The following is a 20,452-nucleotide window of genomic DNA, read 5'->3' on the forward strand; positions in this document are numbered from 1 at the left end:
GACTCCTATTTAGAGAAAGCCCTAACCTTACGGTTAGGGCTTTTTTGCTATGTGGCGTTTGATAACGTCGCAATACGTCAAGTAGTCAAATACACATCCATGTTGATATGCACCCAAACTCGTCATCCATGACTCATTGAAAAGCGGAGCGGAACTTCGTTCCTAAAAGACCCCGCTTATACCCCTCGACAATTGCTCCTGCAAAACCTAGACTTCCCACCTCAATATGAGTTCTGGTGCTTATACTGATGGTTAATCTTTATTGAAATTTCGTTTTACAAAGCGAGTAATGAATTTGGGCGTAAATAGTAAATGAAGATGACGTTTAAAATGTTTTAACCTCCCAAATATAATGGGGTATCTACCGTTGTTGCCATATAAGTCAATTATAGTTTGTTTTTCGTAACCTCTAAAAACTTGCAGTAAATAACTAAATTTTGGGTTGTCGCCTTGGGTTTTTACATAACGATCTAAACAGCTCGAATAATGTTTTTGGGCACTGCTATCTTTAATTTTGGTTGCTGGAGTCCGAAGTCCAAATATTTGATAGGTAGAAAATAGCATAGCGTATAGTACTTCCGCTAAGTTAGCTCTTTGAAAATGCTGCTCAACTACTGACCAATCTATTTGCCCTTCTAAATTTTTGGTGAGGCTATACAAGTTATATAGTTGTCTTAGATCAATGTGGTTGTTTTTAAAAGCAGAATCCGATAATTCACTATGAGTGATGGCTAAAATAATCTGATGGGTTGGGTGTGGTTGTAAAATTTCTAATTCAGGCGTAAGTGATAGCGGTATAGACTGTTGCCAAATTTCGTTGGTCTCTAGTATTTTGTGACTGGATAGCGGTAAAGCCCAGCGATGCAGTTCTATGTAACATACTCCGTCTTTTCTAATAAGTGGTGGGGCATGATGATGTGCATCACCTTTAATCAGTATTTCCTCGTCATCGTCGGGATCCACATAACCATTTTCCACTAATGTAGTTACGCTGTCATCTAGTTTGCTCTCTTGTATCAATAGATCTATATCACTCATATATCTATTGGAAATAGGGTTAGCGGCGCCGTTAAATAAATTTGCTGCTCCCTTTAATAAACTGACTTCAGTACCAGCGTCTAGTAATAAAGAGCAAGAAAAAATAGCCTCTTGTTGTATAGATTCAGAACGCTGTCGATAAAACAGTTCCATTTCAGACAAGTATTCTCGCAACGTGGTAGGAATTAATAACCAAACGTCACTTTTCTTAAGGCTGTTGGCTAACGCTCCAGTCAGCCAATTGTTATTGGCTAAAGCTACCAACGGGAGATAATGTTCTTCGAGTTGCAAACGTAAGAGTTGTGTCTGAGTATATTGTTGTTTCTTAGATAGCCAAGTACCCAAGTCGTAGAAGGTTTGTTGGGTTATTGTAACTTGTGCTTCATCTTTATCATTATTCATTGTAGTAGCCATAATTCATCAAGTTTATCTAGGGCTTGTTGGCTGCTGGAGTAGGACAATTGATAGCAAGGTGTTTTTTCAATAAAGTTAAGAAACGCTTCAAATCCTGATTCAGTAAGTTCGAAACCGAGTTGATAACCACTATCGGTTAACATAGCAATAGTTTCAATTACGTCTAGTGGTTTAGCTACCGCTTGAGGCTGCGCCTCTTGGGCAGGGCTCGGTTGGGCAACGAATCTTGGATTAATGAGTAAACATTTAGCGTTATCATTTTTGCTTATGTTTTTATTAGCTTGCATATCACTAGGCCAAACATACTTTAAGCGGCGGCCATCTAATCTATGCCAAGTAGGCATGTGTTTTAAATTAGGATATTGAATATCGAGACTTTTCCAGCTGCCAGATTTAACTGCTATTGGCAGAGACAAAAGACATAACTCAAAATTCTTGTTAAAAGCGATGATCTCATCAGAAAATAAACTACCGTCAACACCAGCTAAAACAGCGCTCAATGTTGACTTTCCAGATCCTGATTTTCCTGGTAGTAATAAAGTACCCCGTGGAGTGCCAAGCGCTGCACCGTGAAAACAAAAAGTATAATCACTTTGTTGAAATGACAATATCTGCAACCTATCAATAATGAGGGGCATCACATGATTAAAGCTAAGCTCTGTTTCGACTAATAACCCATTAGAATAAATCCGATAATAACCATCACTTTTGGCAATGGAAATAATAAAATCCACTTCGATTGAAGAACAGCGGCAAGGTGATAAAAGTGCTTGGATTGCTATAAATAAATCTTCATCCTGAGTATCGATTGAAAAAATAGTATCGGCAACTTGGAAATACGCTACTTGGACGTGGTCGAATAAACTTACTTGCTTTGGGCTGGCTTCAAATTCTGGATAACGTCCGGCTAAATATGTACCTTGCTGCTTGTGGGAGCTAAAAAGGGTGTTTATTTGGTGATAAATGGGCTCGAGTCGTTGCTTGGATAATTGATATTCTTTGGCTATGGAGTTGATGGTGGACTGTTGGCTTTGGCCTTCATCTATCGAAAGTAATATGGCGATCGACAACGTGGGCAAGTGGTATAGGTTATGATTTATTTTGTGATAAACGATGGCTTTATCATCTTCAAGGTAAAGAGATAAATGAGAGGCATTAAGTGAGAGTTTGGTTATTGGCATCCAGAAGGTAGTAACCTAAAGTATCTAGTTAAAGCAAGTTAAAAGTAGCTGCCGATGCGCTCAATTTGCTCTGAGATTGATCATGTAATTTTACCAATGTGATATATAAACATCACTATCGGCAAGCTTTGGTGCCTTGACCGCGACAGGATTTTGGCGCTGCTGAGGTGCTTGGAGTCATTAGAACTGACATGGCGACAGGCGTGACTACAGCTAATTTACCGAACTTATTTAAAAAATCTCTACGAGTTTGATCGGTCGACGTTTCGTTGTTACTTTGCTGTGTTTTATTTAAAGTTGTATGTTCAGGCATTGGTTACTCTCTTAAACGATGCAATTATATCTACGATTATACAATATCAATGTTAGTTTAAGAAGCTATTAGACAATAGTCTAATTCTAGTTGTTAATGGGCTCTGGAAAAGTATTCAACACACTGCTTTTATTGGTAAATCAGAGTTGTAAATCACCTTGTGTCTAGGTAAGGTTTGTATTGTCTTAATGATTTAATTACTTAAACTACACGTGCAAAACAAACTTGCCTTAAACTCTACTTATACTCTCACTGCAAATTTACTGGTTGCTCTAAGTAACTGGTTGCTACTTGTTATTATCGCTAAAAAATTTCCTGACGAATTTTTAGGTCAATTTGTATTATGCCTCTCTTTAGTATCGCCAATATTTTTATTACTGAGCTTAAAACTACGGACAGTAATAGTGGTTGATTTTAGTAATGAACATACTCTAGAGCAATATATAGGTACACGCCTAATTACAAGCTCTGTGGCAGTAATCTTGTGTATTAGTATTGGAAGTTACTTATTTGAAGATATTCCAATATGGCTTTTTCTATTGGTTTGTATCTATAAATTTGCAGATTCGTGTTCCGAGTTATCTTATAGTTTTAGCCAGCGTACGGGCAGATTTTTGTACGTTGCTTGTTCACAAGGATCTCGTTCGATACTCTCTATAACGATAATGTTAGTTTTGGCAATTACTACAGAGTCAAGCCTCATCACTATCATTGGGTGGACGTTAAGTGCAGTACTTTATAGTTTTGTGGATTTAATTTTTGCAAATAAATTTAGACAACAAGAAAATGGTGTGGGAATTAATTGGTTGTCACTTTTGGCTCATTTTGCAAATTTTAAAACCTGCTGGAAAATGACTAATAAGTATTATCCTATGAGTATCGGTTTAGTTATGGGGGCTTTATTTGTATATATTCCTACTTACGTAATTGAGGATTCAATAAATATCGAAGCGGCTGGTAGGTTTGCAGCCGTTAGTTATTTTTTAACCGCCGGAGGGGTGTTAGTAAATAGTTTATCTCAAGCCGTTTCCCCGAAACTTAGCGGACTAATTCACCAAGGTTTATTAGAGAGTTACAGAAATTTAACTATTGGTATGTGTGCTATAGGTTTAGCGATTGGCTTTGCTGGTGTTATGGTTGCATTGGTTGGGGGGCAATTCTTTTTGACTTTATTTTACAATACACAAATTGGTACTTTGACGAATGAACTGTTTTGGATTCTTGTTGCTGCTTCAATCCGTTATGTGTATATCTTTATTGGTACTTCAATGAATTCAATCAAAGCGTTTAATATCCAAACTAAAATATATTCTGTCGGAACATTAATCGTCTTGCTGGGATGTCTATGGTTAGTGCCTTTACTGGGTATGGTTGGAGCCGCTTATGCTATGGTTATTGCAACATCGGTTGAATGTATTATCTTTGTTTTTAGTTTTAATCGGGTGTATAAGGCACTAGTTCAAGAAAGGCACTTAAATGCATAAAAAAGTATTACATGTTTTTGGCATCATGAATCGAGGTGGCGCTGAACTTAGAACGTTATCGACACAACAATATATGTTGGACAAAGGTGTTCAGTATGATTTTTTGGTGTTAAGTGGTGAAAAAGGTGTCTTGGATCAACAAATAGTGGCTAGTGGCAGTCAGATTTATTATTGCAAATTAAACTGGCGCTTTTTCCACACTTTTTACGCCATCATTAAGCAGGGGGGATACACAATCGTGCATTCTCACGTATCGCTAGTTTCTGGGTTAATGCTTTTAGTGGCATGGATGGCAGGTGCGAACATTAGGATTTCACATTTTCGAAGTACACATGATGTAGAGAGCCCTAGTATAATACGAAAGCTACGTGACGTATTTTTACGCAGGTTGTTACTCACTTTTTCAACAAAAATTGTGGCTGTTTGTAAAGGGGCAATAGACGCATTTTGGCATTTTGATTGGTCCAGTAATCCTAAGTTTGGGGTGATCTATAATGGCTTTCCCATTTTTGAAGTGACACATAATAATGCCTTTTGGCAAGAGCATATTTGTGATTATCAAGGTGAGAAAGTACTGGTTAATGTTGCACGTATGCATGAGCAAAAAAATCACGTCAGACTTATAGAAATATTTGCAGCGCTTTGTAAAGTAAATGATGACGTATTACTGATTCTTATAGGTAAAGAAGACGCAGATATTAAGGCAGAAATGCAGCAAGTTATTAATGAAAATAAAATAGAAAAGAAGGTGTTCTATCTAGGGGAAAAAGGAGATGTACTGCCGTTTATTGAACATAGTAATATGTTGTTGTTTCCTTCTAAATGGGAAGGGTTACCAGGTGCAGTTATAGAGAGTGCCTCTCTTGGAGTGCCAGTGGTAGGTTCCGACATCCCGGGGATTGTTGAAATTTCACAAAAACTTCCAGTCGTTACTGCTGTCCCACTCTCAAGTAACAATGAGCAGTGGGTGAAGGTCATTCAGAAACAATTAATGAATCCTGTTGACCGTATGCAAAGTAAGCAGCAGTTTGAAAAGAGTATATTTCAATTAGAACGCAACGCTGAGCAACTTTACGAGTTATATAGATAAAGGCAGCAATATCAAAAAAATATTTGGAATTTGGTTAGTATTATTAAGTGGGCTTATTGTCTTCGCTGCTTATTTTGATGCATTTGAAGCCAAACGAGCCAATTTAGAACTACTTACAACTATAAACTGGTTATTCATGGCCACCGTTTTGGCGAATGCATTGCCAAAAGGTAACTGGTCTATTTGTTTTATTTTCTTTATCGCTTTTGGAATTTTTCATGGTGGCTTAGTATTAGCTAATGTACTCGGCGGGATTACCGATGAAGACACTTTGTATCAAATTAGTTTTTGGTTTGACAGTGTAGAAACTGAGAATGCTATTCACTTGGTCAACTTAGCCTTCCTAAGCTTTTGTATTGCTGCATTACTTTTTTCAAAGCCAATAATTCAACAACAACAGACACTCGATCTGAAATTCAATAAACGTTTGTATCATATAGGTGGTGCAGTTTTAATTCTAATGACACTCCTCTTTTTTGTAGTCGCTATTGGTACTGGCGCTATTTATTCATACGGCGCATACCTTGCTGTCGTTGATCAGATACCTATAGTGGGCATTATTTTTACGTATATCTATGTCTTTATAGGTTTGTCATTAGTTTTATTGGTTGTGACTTATCAAAAGGATTTTAATATTGCCTATTTTGCTGTCTTTGCCATATGGTCTTTAATCGCATTTAAACTCGGCCTTCGGGGGGAAGTCATGTTCCCTAGTGCTGTTGCGGCATGCGTAGCTGGGCGCAAAGGAAAACCAATGAACGGTTTCTTACTTTTACTCATTGTTATCGCCTTTCTTATTGTGGCTGGGATCGTAAAAAATGCACGAGTATCAGGAGACTATTCATCAGGTACCGCGCTTAACCCAATGGACGCGGTAGCTGAAATGGGATCAAGCTTAAGAGCGGTTCAAGAAGTCATAAGTTGGCGAAAAAATGGTGATAAGTTAATGATGGGAGCTAGCTATTGGGCGCCTTTTGAGCGGCAGTTCTCCTTATTTATTCCACAGTTGGATCGAATTCCAGCAGGAAAAGACGACCGTTTGCTAAATGTGACAGTGATTAAACGAGCTGGTCCAATCGGTTTTTCACCGGTGGCTGAGGCATATATAAATTTTGGTGAAAAAGGCGTTTTTATTGTATTTTTTATATTGGGGGCTTTGTTTGCTTACCTCGATAACCAACCGTCTAAAGTGCGTTATGATATTTTACTTGGGGTCAGTTTAGTTCCGATATTCATCATGATAAGAAATAGCTTTGCTCATGTGCCAGTTCAAATTATTATTGGGCAGGTTGTTGCTTTATTTTTTATTTTTTTAGCACACAAGAAGAATGAGACCTAATGGACGTAATTGTTACCTGTGAATTTCGTTTTTACCGCACACCGGACCAAAAAGTTTGGACAAATAGTGCCTTTTTATACCAATTTTGGCAGCGATATTTGACATCCTTTGAACGGGTAATTGCTGTTGCACGTATTCAAGATGTTGAAACAGCTGAAACGAATTGGCAGTTATCGAGCGGCGACAATGTTGAGTTTGTAGCTTTACCTTACTACGTTGGATTTATTGGTTTACTTCGAAATTTGCCTAAAATCCGTCAGGTCATCAATTCGGTTGCCACACCAGAAAGAGGGTTGATTTACAGAGTACCTTCCCAGTCAGCTATGTTAGCCAGTTTTGGACGTGGCAAACAATACGGTTATGCACTCGAAGTAGTAGGTGACCCTTTCGATGTTTTTAATGCAGGTATTACCAATGGACTGCTTGATAAAATACTCGCTTGGGTAAGCTATCAGGGCTTAAAAAGAATGGCAAACAATGCGCTAGGCAGTTGTTATGTGACAAAAGAGTATTTACAACGCCGGTACCCGGTGGCAGCTGGTGCGCTATCTGTTGGTTGTTCTGATATTGAGTTACCTTTAAATAGTTTTGTGACACAGTCGAAAACGTACAGCAAGGCAGGTAATACTTTGGTATTTGTCGGGTCATTTGCTCAATTATATAAAGGACCTGACTTACTTATTCAAGCAATAGGGCAGCTTAAAAAGCAAGGCAAACTTTATCATGTCACTATGTTGGGTGGCGGTTTGTATTTGAATGATATGAAAAGCTTGGCTGTAAAATTAGATTGTTCTGAGCTTTTTCATTTTGTAGGCGAAGTGGGGCATACCCAAGTTATTCAATATTTAGACAATGCGGATTTATTTGTTATGCCTTCTCGCACTGAAGGGTTACCTAGAGCTTTGATTGAAGCTATGGCAAGAGGGTTACCTTGTATTGCGTCTAGTGTTGGTGGCATTCCTGAATTACTCGACCATGACTACTTGGTGAAAAGTAATAATTGGCAACAATTGGCTGAAAAATTAGATGTTTTATTGTCGAGTCCCCAGTCTTTATCGGAAGCTTCAAGGCAAAATTTATTGCGGTCAAAAAATTATGAATATGATTTACTCGCTAGTCAACGTGAAGCATTTTATCAATCATATTTACAGCTAAAAAAAGAGTTTTCATGAAAGTCCTCCACATACTAAAAACATCAGTTGGCGCAAGTTGGGCTTTACGCCAAACTCAACAATTAGTTAATTTAGGTGTAGAAGTACATTTAGCTTTACCTGCTGGCCCTATGGTAGAAAAATACCAAGCAGAGGGGGTAACAGTACATGTATTTGATCCTTCGTTATGTATTAGTCGCCCTTGGAAAAACATCAACAGAATCAACCAATTGAGGGAACTGGTAAAAAGAATAAAGCCAGATCTAATTCATAGTCACTTCGTTGCTACTACTTTATTAATGCGTATAGGCTTGGTTGGCTTGTCTGTACCTAGGATATTCCATGTGCCTGGACCGCTGCATTTGGAACATAGTTTATTTCGCTGGTTAGATTTAAGATCTGGAGGAAAATTAGACTATTGGTTGGCTTCGTGCATTTGGACCAAAGATAAATATTTAAGCTGCGGTATTCCCAAACAAAAAGTAGGTTTGGCCTACTATGGAGTGAATGCCGGTGATTTTACTTTTAGCCCCGGAAAAAGTGATTTAAAAGAATCTTTGGGTATGAGCGAAAACGATTTTTTAATTGGCATGGTTGCCTATTTTTATGCTCCCAAAAGTTATTTAGGGCAAAAAAGAGGTTTAAAAGGGCATGAAGATTTAATTGATGCTTTAGCCATCGTGAGAAAGCGCTATCCCAACACAAAATGTGTTTTTGTTGGGGGCCCTTGGGGGGCAACCCAGGACTATTTTGACCAAGTAAAAGATTACGCTAGTAATACAGTGGGTGAAGCCTGTGTTTTTTTAGGGACTCGTAAAGACGTTCCTGAATTATACCCTCAATTTGATCTGGCCGTGCATCCTTCGCACTCAGAAAATGTGGGAGGTGCGGTTGAATCAATGTATGCAGGGATACCAACATTAACCACTAATATTGGTGGATTTCCTGATTTAGTGACAGATGGTGAGACTGGTTTATTGGCTGATGTTAAATCTCCCGAAAGTTTAGCCCAAAAGATAACCCAAGCGATTGAACAACCAGAGTTATGCCAGCATTTAGTACAAAACGGCTTAATAAAAGTACAACAAGTCATGAATGTTGAAGATAATGCCAAACAAGTTTTTGAATTTTATCAGCAAGTCTTAACTGATTATCAAACTAAACAGGTAGCCGCATGTTGAAACGTTTAATAGATATATTTGTTTCTTGCAGTGCTTTGGTTTTACTGATCCCATTATTGTTTTTTTTAGCTGTGATTATTCGACTTAAGCTCGGGTCGCCCATTTTATTTAAACAAGCGAGGCCAGGGTTGCATGGTAAAGCATTTAATATGATGAAGTTTCGTTCCATGACTGATGAAACAGATCTTGACGGAAACTTGTTATCTGATGAAGAAAGGCTAACTCCTTTTGGGCATTTCTTAAGAGCGAGCAGTATGGACGAGCTCCCTGGGCTCATAAATGTTCTAGTTGGTAATATGAGTTTAGTAGGGCCTAGGCCGTTATTAATGGAATATTTACCACTTTATTCTAAAGAACAAGCAAAGCGTCATAATGTTCGTCCCGGCATTACCGGTTGGGCACAAGTAAATGGACGAAATACCTTGTCTTGGCAAGACAAATTCGCATTAGATGTTTGGTATGTGGAGCACCAATCTACATGGCTAGATATTAAGGTATTAATTTTAACGGTCTTAAAAGTTATAAAACGTGAAGGTATTAATCAACAAGGTCAAGCAACCGTGACTAAATTTACCGGGCAATCCAATGACTGATAACAAAGTTCTTATAGTTGTAGGGGCAGGTGGTCATGGCAAAGTCGTGGCTGAGTGTGCGGAATCAATGTCTTTGTATACAGAGATCGTATTTTTGGACGCAGTGATGCCTGAACAGACAGAAGTTGGGGCATGGCGGATCATCGGTATTCCAGAAAGTTTTGAATCATTTTTGTCCGAAAGTTCCGAGTTTTTTGTGGCAATTGGCGACAATAAAACTAGACAACGATGGCTAAAAATATTAATTGATGGCGGAGCAAAAATTGCAACCTTAGTTCATGCTTCTGCGACAATTAGTGAATACTCTTCTTTAGGTATAGGTAGCTTGTTATGTGCACATTCAGTGGTGAATCCGTATTCAACTATAGGAGTAGGGTGTATTTTAAATACAGGTGCTACTCTAGATCATGATTGTGAAGTAGAAAACTTTGTACATATTGCTCCTGGTTGTCATGTAGCTGGAATAGTAAATATAGGTGAATTGAGTTTTATAGGTATTGGCAGCAGTATAGTGCAGTCAGTGAATATTGGTAAAAATTGTGTAATAGGTGCTGGCTCAGTTGTTGTCGGTGATATTAGGGAGAATACGTTAGGTTATGGAGTACCAGCTAAGATAATTAAGACAATAGCGAAGTAGTTATCTCAACACAAAAACAATAATAAGAGATGTAAACATGTTAAATGGACCATTTTCTCCTTGGCCTGATTATGACGAGCAAGAAAAACAGGCTGTCCTTAAAGTACTCGACTCTAATCAAGTTAATTATTGGACAGGCCAAGAAGGTCGCGAGTTTGAAAAAGAATTTGCTAGTTACACAGATTGTAATTATGCCGTGGCTGTTGCTAATGGTACGGTAGCACTCGATTTAGCATGGCAAGCTTTGCAATTACCAGCTGGTTCAGAGGTTATCGTTACCTCCCGAACGTTTCTTGCATCTGTATCTTCAATAGTATTGGCGGGTTTAGTGCCAGTATTTGTAGACGTAGATAGAGACTCTCAAAACATTTCAGCTGCAACCATTGCAGAAAAAGTTAATTACAATACTTCCGCTATTTTGTGCGTTCATTTGGCTGGTTGGCCTTGTGACATGGATAGTATTTTAGATTTAGCGACTCAGCATGACATTAAAGTAGTTGAAGATTGTGCACAGGCTCATGGAGCAACGTATAAAGGTAAATCGGTCGGTAGTTTTGGCGTTTTAGCGGCGTGGTCATTCTGCCAAGACAAAATTATGACCACGGCTGGTGAAGGTGGCATGGTTACCACAAATGATAAAGAGTTGTGGCAACGTGTTTGGTCTTTTAAGGATCATGGTAAATCTTGGTCTGCGATTTATGAAAAGCAACATGCGCCAGGGTTCCGATGGTTACATGAGTCATTTGGCACTAACTGGCGCATGACTGAAATGCAAGCTGCTGTTGGGCGAATACAGTTACAAAAAATGCCTCAATGGTTTGAAACGCGCACTATCTACGGGCAACAAATTTGGAATACAGCACGAAAATTTAAGTCTTTGCGAGTGCCAGATGTTCCTCAAAATATACACCACGCCTTTTATAAGTGTTATGTGTTTGTTGAACCAAGCCAACTTAAAACTGGATGGGATCGCGATAGAATAATACAAACTTTAGTCGATCAGAATGTGCCCTGTTTCTCAGGTTCTTGTTCAGAGGTCTATAAAGAAAAAGCGTTTGATAATACAGATCTTCGTCCTCTAAGCCCTCTATTGAACGCCATAGAGTTAGGTGAAACTTCTTTAATGTTTTTAGTGCATCCTACCTTGAAACCCGAAGAAGTAGACAAATGCTGTAGTGCTTTTTCTGAAGTAATGACAGAGGCGACTTTATAATGAATTTACGCCATTTATTTGAGCTAAGTCCTAAAAATAAATTAATTGCAGAGCTTGCTTGGGATGGCGCGTCTTTATTTGGGGCTTTGATTTTTGCCTTTTGGGTCCGTTTAGGTATGGACAGTTGGCAGATGCAAGTTTCTGATTGGTTAGTGATTAGTTTAAATACCGCAGTGACTTTAGGTTTATTGTATTTATGTGGTCATTATCGACAGGTTATTCGTTATATCGGTTATAAAGCCGTTAACATTGCATTGCTGGTCATGGCCTTTTCAGTCCTTTTTTTGTATGTGGCAAGTGTTGTTTTTGACGAATTAATGCCTAATTCAGTACCCATTATTTACTGGTTTTTGGCTTCTTTTTGTATTTTGGCACCTCGGGTCTTAATGCAAATATCAGCGCAATCTCAAAGCTTTAAAATGCGAGAAAAGTGTTTGATATTTGGTGCTGCTGAAGCTGGTCGCTCTTTAGTTCAAACCTTAAAAGCTGGGAATGACTTACAACCAGTCGCATTTATTGATGATAAAAAACAGTACCGAGGAAAAGTAATACAGGGGTTAAAGGTCGGTAAGCGAGAAGATATTCCATATTATATCGAGCGTTACGGTGTCACCAAAATGCTATTAGCTGTGCACCATACTTCAAGTGTGCGACGAAAGGAGCTTATTGTTGAACTCGAACCTTATGCAATCGAGCTGTTAAGTATTCCTAATATCCAGGATATTTTGTCAGGAAAAAGTAGCATAGGTGAATTACGTGAAATTCGCATTGAAGAGTTATTGGGCAGAGAGCCAGTGCCACCTATTGTAGAATTATTAGATATCAATATTCGTGATAAAAACGTCATGGTAACCGGCGCGGGTGGTTCAATTGGCAGTGAGTTATGTCGTCAAATAGCTAAGTCTGCACCTAAGAAAATTGTACTCTATGAACTTTCTGAATTTAACCTGTATCAAATTGAAAACGAACTTAAATCACTATATACCGACATGGAATTGGTACCTGTACTTGCTAGTATTCAAGACACTGAAATGTTAAGAAATACTGTCCAACTAAATGATATCCAAACTATTTATCATGCAGCTGCATATAAACATGTGCCAATGGTGGAGTCTAACCCATTAGCTGGGATACGTAATAATGTTTTTGGCACATCCAATGTTGCTCTGGTTGCAGCTGAGTTTGACGTTGAAAAGTTTGTTTTAATTTCAACTGATAAAGCGGTAAGACCTACTAACATAATGGGCGCAACCAAACGTTTCGCTGAACTTTATATCCAAGGAATTGCTGAGTTAGGGTTTAGTACCGAGTTTGCCATTGTTCGGTTTGGTAACGTACTGGGATCTTCTGGCTCAGTTGTCCCTTTGTTTACCAAGCAGATTCAAGCTGGGGGCCCGATTACGGTAACTCATCCCGATATAACCCGTTATTTCATGACTATTCCAGAGGCTGCCCAATTGGTGATTCAGGCGGGGGCGATGGGTTCAAATGGTGAAGTGTTTGTCTTGGATATGGGGGAATCCGTCAAAATTGTTGATCTTGCTAAGAAAATGGCTCATTTAATGGGGCATGAATTAAAAACTGCTGATAACCCTATTGGCGATATAGAACTTAAAATATCAGGATTACGCCCCGGTGAAAAACTTTATGAAGAGTTATTAATTGATGATGCTGATACCACAACACAACACTCTAGGATCATGGGCGCAGATGAGACTAAATTAGCGTTTGAAGATGTTATCTTGTTATTTGATGAGTTAAATCGTCTGTTGTTGAATAATGATGCTGGTGGGGCAAAGGAGTTATTGATAACCGCACCTTTATCTTATACTCCAGCTATCCATTAACTTTTTACTAAAAATCTCGCTCAAAAATCAAAAAGCTAAAATCACTTATTTTAGCTTTTTCTGTTTGGGTCGATATCAATGCAAGGTGCTTAATTTGGTTAATAGCAAATGCGCTAAATGAACGATAACTTTTTTGGAAAAATGATGGCAAAAATTTGTAATGGCAATTCCTTAGTTTTGTTTGTGGCAATAGGGATTACTTTCAATGGAATGGCATTAGGACAAGTCAAGTCGATTGATAAAAATGCTTCTCCATTAGAAACTGAAGTTAATGTGATAAGTACAGATAACTTAAATCCCACGGTGAGTGAAAAAAGCAATGCTCTTGGCGTGAGTCTTAAAGCTTCCGGCCAACTTGTTACTTCTGGTGAGGGAAATTTGTTTATGCTCAACTACGGAGCACAGCTTGAACGTTATAACCTTAATGACCTTGCTGTTTTACTCTCTAATGAACAAGATTTTTCATCTTATAGAAGCGCATTTTTAGGGCGTTTGTTTATTAGTGAAGCTTGGTATGTCGACACAGAATTAGAGCATTCTAAGGAAGATGAAAAGTTTGGTTTCGGCTTGTCTAATTTACGTAATGATGTGTTGCTTTCCGATGAACGGACTGAGAATAAGGCTTCAATTAACTTGCTTTATGGTAATGACACAGCGAATCGTGCAATATCTTTTAAATTGAGCTCTTCTGATGTTAAATACGCTAATATTAATTCTTACTCTTCGTTGTTCAATTATAAAGAGCAAACATTTGATCTGAACATAGCGTTTAAGCAATCGTCTATTACTCGGTGGCTACTTAGTTTTGAAGCTACCAATGATGACTACGATTCTGACTTGCGCGATGATAGTCGATTATATCGCTTGTTATTAGGTGTAGATTGGCGACCCTCTGGTAAATCAAAATTTAAAGTATTATTCGGAGCTTACCGACGAGAGCCAGATAATGATGAGGCAAGAACTGACTTATCTTGGGCCATAAACTATTACTATCAAGCCAGACAAGACTTATTGTTTACTTTTAACTCCTATCGGCTCTCAGCTGTGGGTCGAAGTGAATTCAGTAGTGAAAGCGTGGATAGTAGTTTGGCGGCGGATTTATCTTACCTTTACAGCGACCAATGGAAAATTGGAGCGAATCTTGCGCTTGACAGAAGTGAATATGATGAGGCTTTAGTGGCCCAGGTGTTGGATGAAAAGATTGGCAGAGTGAGGCTCACACTTATACTTAATCAACATAGTCAGGTTTGGTTTGATGCGATAGTCCGACAAGTATCTTCTAGGGATGATTCGACAGACTATCAACAAAATGAAGTCAAGTTAAGTTGGAGTTACGCATTTTAAAATTAATTTTAGGACTGCTTTTATGGCATGCATGTTTTTATACTTATTCAAACGAAGAACAGTTTGTGATCAGTGTGGGAGATACAATTAGCATAAAGGTGTATAACGAGTTAGATCTCACGACAAAATCCAAGGTCGGTAATACAGGTATTTTAAAAGTTCCTTTAATTGGCGATGTGTTAGTGGTCGATAAAACGCCTCAACAATTAAGCAGAGAACTGGAGGCTGCGTATCTCGATGGCTACCTGGTTGACCCAAGTGTATCAGTCGTTATTGAATCTTATCGACCCTTCTATGTGCGGGGAGCTGTTTCTTCTCCGGGGGTTTATGATTTTGAATTCGACATGAATGTAGAGCAGGCTTTGGCCTTGGCAAAAGGTTTAAAGGATCGCGCGTCAAAACGAGAATGGTACATTATTCGAGGGACAGATAAGAGTCGGGTTAAGGTCACTAGAGAATCACGAATTTTTCCTGGAGATATCTTAGAAATTGAAGAAAGTTTATTTTGAGCATTGAAACTATACATGAGCATAATAAGTCTGCAGAAGTCTCTTTTGATTTAACTGACTTAGTTGGCTTCATATGGCAGAAAAAGTTACGGATTATTTTGTCCTCTGTTGCCATTGTCTGTGCAGGTATTTACTACATTTCAGGGTTGCCGATGATTTACAGCGCCAGTAGTAGAATCGTATTAGGTGATAATGACCCCAGCTTTAGCTTACCTGCGGTAGTCTCGGACTTTGGCTATGGTGGTGAAAGCATTCTCGATACTTATATCGAATTTATCCGTTCACGACAGTTCATTGGAGGTGTGGTGGATGAGATGGAATTGACCAAAACACCTGAATTTAAATTTACCGGTAGATCTCGTTCGCCAGAAGAAATGAGGGAATATGCAATTGATGTATTACTAAACGGTCTTACATTGAATAAAATTGGTGATACCTATTTATTAAGAATCTCATTCGAATCCAAATATCCAAATATTGCAGCCGATGTTGCCAATTTTATTGGTCCTGCTTTTTTCGTTTATCACGCAAAGATTAGTGCAGAAAAGGCCAATGACACTTCAAATTGGCTTTATGACCAGTTAGGGGCACTGGAAAACAAGTTGGTAATGGCTGAAGATGCTTTGCAGACTTACATCGAGGAAAATCAACTTATAGGAGCCAATAGTCAAATTGAATTCGCTCGAGCTGAAATATTGATATTGTTAGAGGAAAAATTGGCGTTAGAAAAAACACTAGCGGCAGTTAAATCTTCACTTCTACAAGTTGACTCTGCGGCAGATGATATTAAAACGCTAAAACAAGTTGACTACATAATAAAGCATCCCATGATGATAAACATAAGAAATAACTTATTAGCTAGCCAGCAAGCCTTTTCTCAAATATCTAAGCGGTATAAAAGCAAACATCATCGTTATATAGCTGCTTATGCGGCAATCAAAAAGCTGGAAAGTGAAGAGCGGCAACTAGTTGAACAATTGATTGCTGGGCTGAGGCAAAATTTATCAACTTATGAGCTGCGTTTAGAATCGTTAAACGGCCAAATGAGTAAAGCAGAGCAAAAACATAGTGAGTTGAGTCGTTATGAATTACAACTTACCAAATTACGTAGAGAAATCGAATCAACGCAAACACTCTATGAAGAGTTTGTTAGCCGCTTGCAAGAAACGCAAATGCTTAAAGATTTAGGAAAAACCAACCAGTTCTCGGTAGTTGACTATGCAAGTGTGCCAATCTATCCCAGCAAACCGCGGAAGTTGATGTTGTTAGTTGTAGTGTGCTTATTTGCAGTGGTGTTTAGCAGTGGAGGTTGGTTATTACTGCATTTAATAAGAGATAAGCAAACTCGTTTTCGACAGCTACTCAGAAAGTTAAATGTTCCATTGCTTGCCGAAATCCCTAAGATAAAGGGATCTAGTAGCACTAAAAATATTGCAAAAACATTGTCGCAGGGAGAGCGGGATTATGTTTTTGCAGAATCAATACGTTCTTTACGTACAGCCGTTTTAATGCGTTCTGATGAATTTAGGGGGCGAACTATTGCCCTTACTGGTGTTCATGAAGGTGATGGGAAAACCACTGTCAGTGTAAGTTTAGCTCAAGCTTTCGCCAAATTAGAAAAAGTTATCTTGGTCGATAGTGACTTACGTATGCCGTCAGTAGATCAAGTATTTGGACTATCGAAAGAACAACCAGGTTTGTCTAATTTTATTGCACGTAGAGCAAAATTTAGTGATTGCTTGTATCGACAGCCTGAGACTAGGCTCAATGTGTTAGCTAGTGGGCCTACACCAAATGACCCAATGATCCATCTGTCTAGGCCTCGTTTTGCCCAATTAATAAAAAAGTTGAGTGAAATTTATGAACGAGTTGTACTCGAAGCTCCTTCAGTTAATTCCGTTAGCGATATTTTGGTGATATCTAAACATGTTGATAGTGTAATATTGGTATGTGATATTGAAAAATTGGAGTCTGATAGTTTAATTGAGACAGTGCAAAGTTTGAGGGAGAACGGTGTGCCATTGCTTGGGGTGGTCCTGAACAAAGTGAAACGAGTCAGTCCTAAGCGTCGTAAAGGGATGATGAGGCAGGCTCTTGTGATTAATAAGTCCTAGAGATAAATAAAATCTCGTTTACCCGTTTCGTCATTTCAAAATTTTAGTTTTGGATATAAAGTTATTGGTAATAGTCAGTAGCTTCATTAAAATAGTGACAAATTTTATTAGGCTAATTTAGTGTCTCCTTTAAAAAATCATCATACATTTGGTCTACTTTCCACTGCTTTAGATGTTATCTCTATTACGTCTGTGAACGAGTTAAAGTCTTCCTTATTAGCGGCACAGTCTCATCCTTACCTAATATTAGGTCAGGGAAGTAATACGGTGTTCTTGGAGGATTATGCTGGCACTATATTAAAAATGGCTATTGAAGGTATTGAGCTTGAACAAACCAAAGAACATTATTTGCTTACCGTTGGAGCAGGTGAAAATTGGCACGATTTAGTTAAGTGGTGTCTAGCTCATAACATTTACGGCTTAGAAAATTTAGCTTTAATTCCTGGCACTGTTGGAGCAGCTCCGATTCAAAACATTGGGGCTTACGGGGTTGAAGTTGAGCGTTTTATAGAAAGTGTGAGTTATTTTTGTTTACGTTCAGAAAAAGTAGAAACAATCACTCACGAAGAATGCTTTTTTAGTTATCGAGATAGTATTTTCAAACACGCACTTTCTGAACAAGTGATCATCACAGAGGTAACGTTTAGCATTCCAAAGATTTGGATCGCAGTCTCAAATTATGGTGAGCTGCAACAGCTTGACAATCCAACCGCACAAGAAATATATAATAAAGTAGTCGATGTGCGACAAGCCAAATTGCCCGATCCAAAGAAACAGGGTAATGCCGGCAGTTTCTTTAAAAATCCGGTGATTACAATTAAAAAATTAGCCAGGTTAAAGAAAAGTTGGCCAATGATACCTAGCTATCCGGTAGATGAGTTGAGGGTTAAAGTGCCAGCTGCTTGGTTAATAGACACTTTAGGTTTTAAAGGTAAAAAATTAGGCGGGATTAGTTGTCATGTCACCCAACCATTGGTGTTGACCAATGACGGTACAGGAACTGGAGTGGAGTTATTAGCTTTGGCTCGTCAAATTAAAGACCGGGTTCAGCAGGAATTTTCTATCACCTTGGAAAATGAAGTTCGACTAATGGGTGACAAAAGTTTGGTTGAATTATGACAAAACAACCCGATCTAATACGCACACGACTATTACAAATATTAGCTAATGGTGAGTTCCATTCTGGAGAGGAGTTAGGCATTGAACTTGGTATGAGCCGAGCCGCTATTTCCAACCATATCAAAGTATTGTGTGGATTAGGTTTAGATGTTTATAGCGTAACAGGCAAGGGGTATCGATTAGCTCAACCTTTAGATATGTTAGAGCAAAGTAAAATTTTGCAGTCTTGTCAGAATGCTAAAAATATAAATGTAGAAGTATTGAATGTTGTGGACTCTACGAATCAATTTATTAAAGATAAAAAAGGCCAATTAAATAACGGTTATGTTTGTTTAGCCGAAGCGCAAACTTCTGGTAGAGGGCGTCACGGTCGTCAATGGGTTTCTCCCTACGGGGCGAGTTTATATCTTTCAATGCATTGGCATTTTGCTGGTGGTTATTCCGTATTAGGTGGGTTAAGTCTTGCAATTGGCGTCGCAATTGAACGCACATTAAACCAAGCGGGTTATAAAGGTATTCAATTAAAATGGCCAAACGACATATATGCACTAGGTAAAAAGTTGGCAGGAGTCTTAATCGAAGTAGAAGGACATATTGGTGCTGGATGTGATTGTGTGATTGGAATTGGCCTAAATATTTCTTTACCTCAAACTGTTGAAAACATAGAACAACCTTGGATAGATCTCAGTGGCTTAAATCAAGCCCCAGTAAGCCGTAATAAACTTGCAGCCTTATTAATTGAAGAATTACATAATGTATTACGTTGTTTTGAACAAGATGGTTTAGTCCCATTTGTAGACGAATGGAAAGAGTTGGATATATACGCTAATCGACCTATCAAGTTAGTCATGGGGAATAAAACCATTGAAGGTATAGGTCGAGGTATCGATTCAAGTGGTGCTTTAGTCCTAGAAACTGAAGTTGGAACACAATCGTTTCATGGTGGGGAAATAAGTGTCAGACCTATTTAAAGCCCTTGTTGTTGATATGGGTAATTCACGTATAAAGTTTGCGTTAGTGAACGATGCAAATAGTGTTTTTGCAGTGGAAGTCTGCAATCAAGTCAATGACTTAGCCAGTTATGTTAATCGTGCACTGTGTGTTTTAGTCTCCAACGTAGGCGATACTTCTAACGTTTCTGAATTAGAAACGTTAAGTGCAGCGCAAAATATTCCATTTCGAGCCATTCAAACACAAAAACAAACGTTTGGAATTAATTGCGCCTATGAACAATTTGAAAACTTAGGTGTCGATCGATGGTTAGCTTTATTGGGAGCTCGTATACAAACTGATTTACCTATTGCGGTATTAGATCTTGGTACTGCAAACACCTGTGACCTAGTGGTTGATAATCAACATCTAGGTGGATGGATTGCGCCAGGTTACTCTTTGATGAAAGAAAGCTTGTTAAATAATACTCAACAGGTATTTGGTGATGACAATAACCCTACAGATTTAACAATAGGGGAGAATACTCAAGATTGTGTCAGTTATGGGTGTTTGGCATCTCAAATGGGATTTGTCGCTATGGCAGAGCAATATTTATCATCTAGATATCAAGATTATCGAATATTTATTACCGGAGGAGCCCAAAAAACACTCACTTTGAATAAAAATAATAAAATTATTTTTCATTCCAATTTAGTTCTACAAGGTTTAACGCGTTTTATTTAATTTCAAAATTAACCCTGATTTGTACTTTTTAGTGTGAAAAACACTCATACAGTCGTTAATTTAAGCAGTCAGCAAAAAAAAATTAACTTTTTTTAAATTCCTACTTGCGCACCTCCAATTCTTGCTCTAATATCCGCACCCACTTGATGCAGTGCCGACTTAGCTCAGTTGGTAGAGCAACTGACTTGTAATCAGTAGGTCACCAGTTCGA

At 38.4% G+C, this 20,452-nt stretch carries 18 protein-coding genes; 15 read left to right on the forward strand and 3 right to left on the reverse strand.

The features are described 5' to 3' along the window. Positions 1 to 252: 252 nt before the first annotated feature. From ACSHXM_RS15220 to ACSHXM_RS15230, 3 genes are all read right to left on the reverse strand, one after another. Complete coding sequence (locus ACSHXM_RS15220) at positions 253 to 1,440, reverse strand: nucleotidyltransferase family protein (protein ID WP_435689940.1); 1,188 nt, start codon at positions 1,438 to 1,440, stop codon at positions 253 to 255. Further along, positions 1,437 to 2,633, reverse strand: coding sequence for a hypothetical protein (locus ACSHXM_RS15225; protein WP_435689942.1), 1,197 nt, complete (start codon positions 2,631 to 2,633; stop codon positions 1,437 to 1,439). Before ACSHXM_RS15225 ends, ACSHXM_RS15220 begins: the two co-directional genes overlap by 4 nt. Before the next feature lie 115 nt (positions 2,634 to 2,748). Continuing rightward, positions 2,749 to 2,946 (reverse strand): hypothetical protein, encoded by a 198-nt coding sequence (locus ACSHXM_RS15230; protein WP_435689944.1) that lies wholly within the window; start codon positions 2,944 to 2,946, stop codon positions 2,749 to 2,751. 212 nt (positions 2,947 to 3,158) lie between these two features. Between ACSHXM_RS15230 and ACSHXM_RS15235 the strand changes: the two genes are divergently transcribed. The 15 genes from ACSHXM_RS15235 to ACSHXM_RS15305 all read left to right on the forward strand — a co-directional run bounded on the left by ACSHXM_RS15235 (position 3,159) and on the right by ACSHXM_RS15305 (position 20,241). Then, positions 3,159 to 4,430: a lipopolysaccharide biosynthesis protein gene (locus tag ACSHXM_RS15235; RefSeq protein ID WP_435689946.1), complete on the forward strand. Its 1,272-nt coding sequence runs from the start codon at positions 3,159 to 3,161 to the stop codon at positions 4,428 to 4,430. Beyond that, a complete protein-coding gene (locus ACSHXM_RS15240; protein WP_435689948.1) occupies positions 4,423 to 5,520 on the forward strand; it encodes a glycosyltransferase in 1,098 nt (365 codons plus the stop codon). Before ACSHXM_RS15235 ends, ACSHXM_RS15240 begins: the two co-directional genes overlap by 8 nt. 28 nt (positions 5,521 to 5,548) lie before the next feature. After that, positions 5,549 to 6,859, forward strand: coding sequence for an O-antigen polysaccharide polymerase Wzy (gene wzy / locus ACSHXM_RS15245; protein WP_435689974.1), 1,311 nt, complete (start codon positions 5,549 to 5,551; stop codon positions 6,857 to 6,859). Continuing rightward, positions 6,859 to 8,031: a glycosyltransferase gene (locus tag ACSHXM_RS15250; protein ID WP_435689950.1), complete on the forward strand. Its 1,173-nt coding sequence runs from the start codon at positions 6,859 to 6,861 to the stop codon at positions 8,029 to 8,031. The genes wzy and ACSHXM_RS15250 overlap by 1 nt, the downstream gene beginning before the upstream one ends. After that, complete coding sequence (locus ACSHXM_RS15255) at positions 8,028 to 9,191, forward strand: glycosyltransferase family 4 protein (RefSeq protein WP_435689952.1); 1,164 nt, start codon at positions 8,028 to 8,030, stop codon at positions 9,189 to 9,191. The genes ACSHXM_RS15250 and ACSHXM_RS15255 overlap by 4 nt, the downstream gene beginning before the upstream one ends. Next, positions 9,185 to 9,784, forward strand: coding sequence for a sugar transferase (locus ACSHXM_RS15260; RefSeq protein ID WP_435689954.1), 600 nt, complete (start codon positions 9,185 to 9,187; stop codon positions 9,782 to 9,784). Before ACSHXM_RS15255 ends, ACSHXM_RS15260 begins: the two co-directional genes overlap by 7 nt. Then, positions 9,777 to 10,421 (forward strand): acetyltransferase, encoded by a 645-nt coding sequence (locus tag ACSHXM_RS15265; RefSeq protein ID WP_435689956.1) that lies wholly within the window; start codon positions 9,777 to 9,779, stop codon positions 10,419 to 10,421. The genes ACSHXM_RS15260 and ACSHXM_RS15265 overlap by 8 nt, the downstream gene beginning before the upstream one ends. Positions 10,422 to 10,458: 37 nt before the next feature. Beyond that, positions 10,459 to 11,634, forward strand: a complete 1,176-nt coding sequence (locus ACSHXM_RS15270) for a DegT/DnrJ/EryC1/StrS family aminotransferase (protein ID WP_435689958.1) — start codon at positions 10,459 to 10,461, stop codon at positions 11,632 to 11,634. Beyond that, positions 11,634 to 13,481 (forward strand): polysaccharide biosynthesis protein, encoded by a 1,848-nt coding sequence (locus tag ACSHXM_RS15275; protein ID WP_435689960.1) that lies wholly within the window; start codon positions 11,634 to 11,636, stop codon positions 13,479 to 13,481. Before ACSHXM_RS15270 ends, ACSHXM_RS15275 begins: the two co-directional genes overlap by 1 nt. Positions 13,482 to 13,598: 117 nt before the next feature. Then, positions 13,599 to 14,825: a hypothetical protein gene (locus tag ACSHXM_RS15280; protein ID WP_435689962.1), complete on the forward strand. Its 1,227-nt coding sequence runs from the start codon at positions 13,599 to 13,601 to the stop codon at positions 14,823 to 14,825. Between the two features lie 65 nt (positions 14,826 to 14,890). Next, the gene (locus ACSHXM_RS15285; RefSeq protein ID WP_435689964.1) at positions 14,891 to 15,334 is read left to right on the forward strand and encodes a polysaccharide biosynthesis/export family protein; all 444 of its coding nucleotides are present in this window, start codon (positions 14,891 to 14,893) and stop codon (positions 15,332 to 15,334) included. Then, the gene (locus ACSHXM_RS15290; RefSeq protein ID WP_435689966.1) at positions 15,331 to 17,448 is read left to right on the forward strand and encodes a GumC family protein; all 2,118 of its coding nucleotides are present in this window, start codon (positions 15,331 to 15,333) and stop codon (positions 17,446 to 17,448) included. The genes ACSHXM_RS15285 and ACSHXM_RS15290 overlap by 4 nt, the downstream gene beginning before the upstream one ends. 120 nt (positions 17,449 to 17,568) lie before the next feature. Continuing rightward, the gene (murB, locus tag ACSHXM_RS15295) at positions 17,569 to 18,567 is read left to right on the forward strand and encodes a UDP-N-acetylmuramate dehydrogenase (protein WP_435689968.1); all 999 of its coding nucleotides are present in this window, start codon (positions 17,569 to 17,571) and stop codon (positions 18,565 to 18,567) included. Continuing rightward, a complete protein-coding gene (birA, locus tag ACSHXM_RS15300) occupies positions 18,564 to 19,538 on the forward strand; it encodes a bifunctional biotin--[acetyl-CoA-carboxylase] ligase/biotin operon repressor BirA (RefSeq protein ID WP_435689970.1) in 975 nt (324 codons plus the stop codon). The genes murB and birA overlap by 4 nt, the downstream gene beginning before the upstream one ends. Continuing rightward, entirely contained in the window at positions 19,522 to 20,241 is a 720-nt protein-coding gene (locus tag ACSHXM_RS15305) for a type III pantothenate kinase (protein WP_435689972.1), read from the forward strand. Before birA ends, ACSHXM_RS15305 begins: the two co-directional genes overlap by 17 nt. Positions 20,242 to 20,452 lie beyond the last annotated feature (211 nt).

The sequence above is a fragment of the Paraglaciecola sp. genome (genome assembly GCF_051252315.1).
Classification (GTDB): domain Bacteria; phylum Pseudomonadota; class Gammaproteobacteria; order Enterobacterales; family Alteromonadaceae; genus Paraglaciecola.

Bases quoted from the DNA above. Each gene is read 5' to 3' on its own strand.
- ACSHXM_RS15265 (WP_435689956.1), top strand. From the start codon at position 9,777: ATGACTGATAACAAAGTTCTTATAGTTGTAGGGGCAGGTGGTCATGGC.
- ACSHXM_RS15275 (WP_435689960.1), top strand. From the start codon at position 11,634: ATGAATTTACGCCATTTATTTGAGCTAAGTCCTAAAAATAAATTAATT.
- ACSHXM_RS15260 (WP_435689954.1), top strand. From the start codon at position 9,185: ATGTTGAAACGTTTAATAGATATATTTGTTTCTTGCAGTGCTTTGGTT.
- ACSHXM_RS15230 (WP_435689944.1), bottom strand. From the start codon at position 2,946: ATGCCTGAACATACAACTTTAAATAAAACACAGCAAAGTAACAACGAA.
- birA (WP_435689970.1), top strand. From the start codon at position 18,564: ATGACAAAACAACCCGATCTAATACGCACACGACTATTACAAATATTA.
- ACSHXM_RS15280 (WP_435689962.1), top strand. From the start codon at position 13,599: ATGAACGATAACTTTTTTGGAAAAATGATGGCAAAAATTTGTAATGGC.
- ACSHXM_RS15270 (WP_435689958.1), top strand. From the start codon at position 10,459: ATGTTAAATGGACCATTTTCTCCTTGGCCTGATTATGACGAGCAAGAA.
- ACSHXM_RS15240 (WP_435689948.1), top strand. From the start codon at position 4,423: ATGCATAAAAAAGTATTACATGTTTTTGGCATCATGAATCGAGGTGGC.
- ACSHXM_RS15220 (WP_435689940.1), bottom strand. From the start codon at position 1,440: ATGAATAATGATAAAGATGAAGCACAAGTTACAATAACCCAACAAACC.
- ACSHXM_RS15225 (WP_435689942.1), bottom strand. From the start codon at position 2,633: ATGCCAATAACCAAACTCTCACTTAATGCCTCTCATTTATCTCTTTAC.
- ACSHXM_RS15255 (WP_435689952.1), top strand. From the start codon at position 8,028: ATGAAAGTCCTCCACATACTAAAAACATCAGTTGGCGCAAGTTGGGCT.
- ACSHXM_RS15250 (WP_435689950.1), top strand. From the start codon at position 6,859: ATGGACGTAATTGTTACCTGTGAATTTCGTTTTTACCGCACACCGGAC.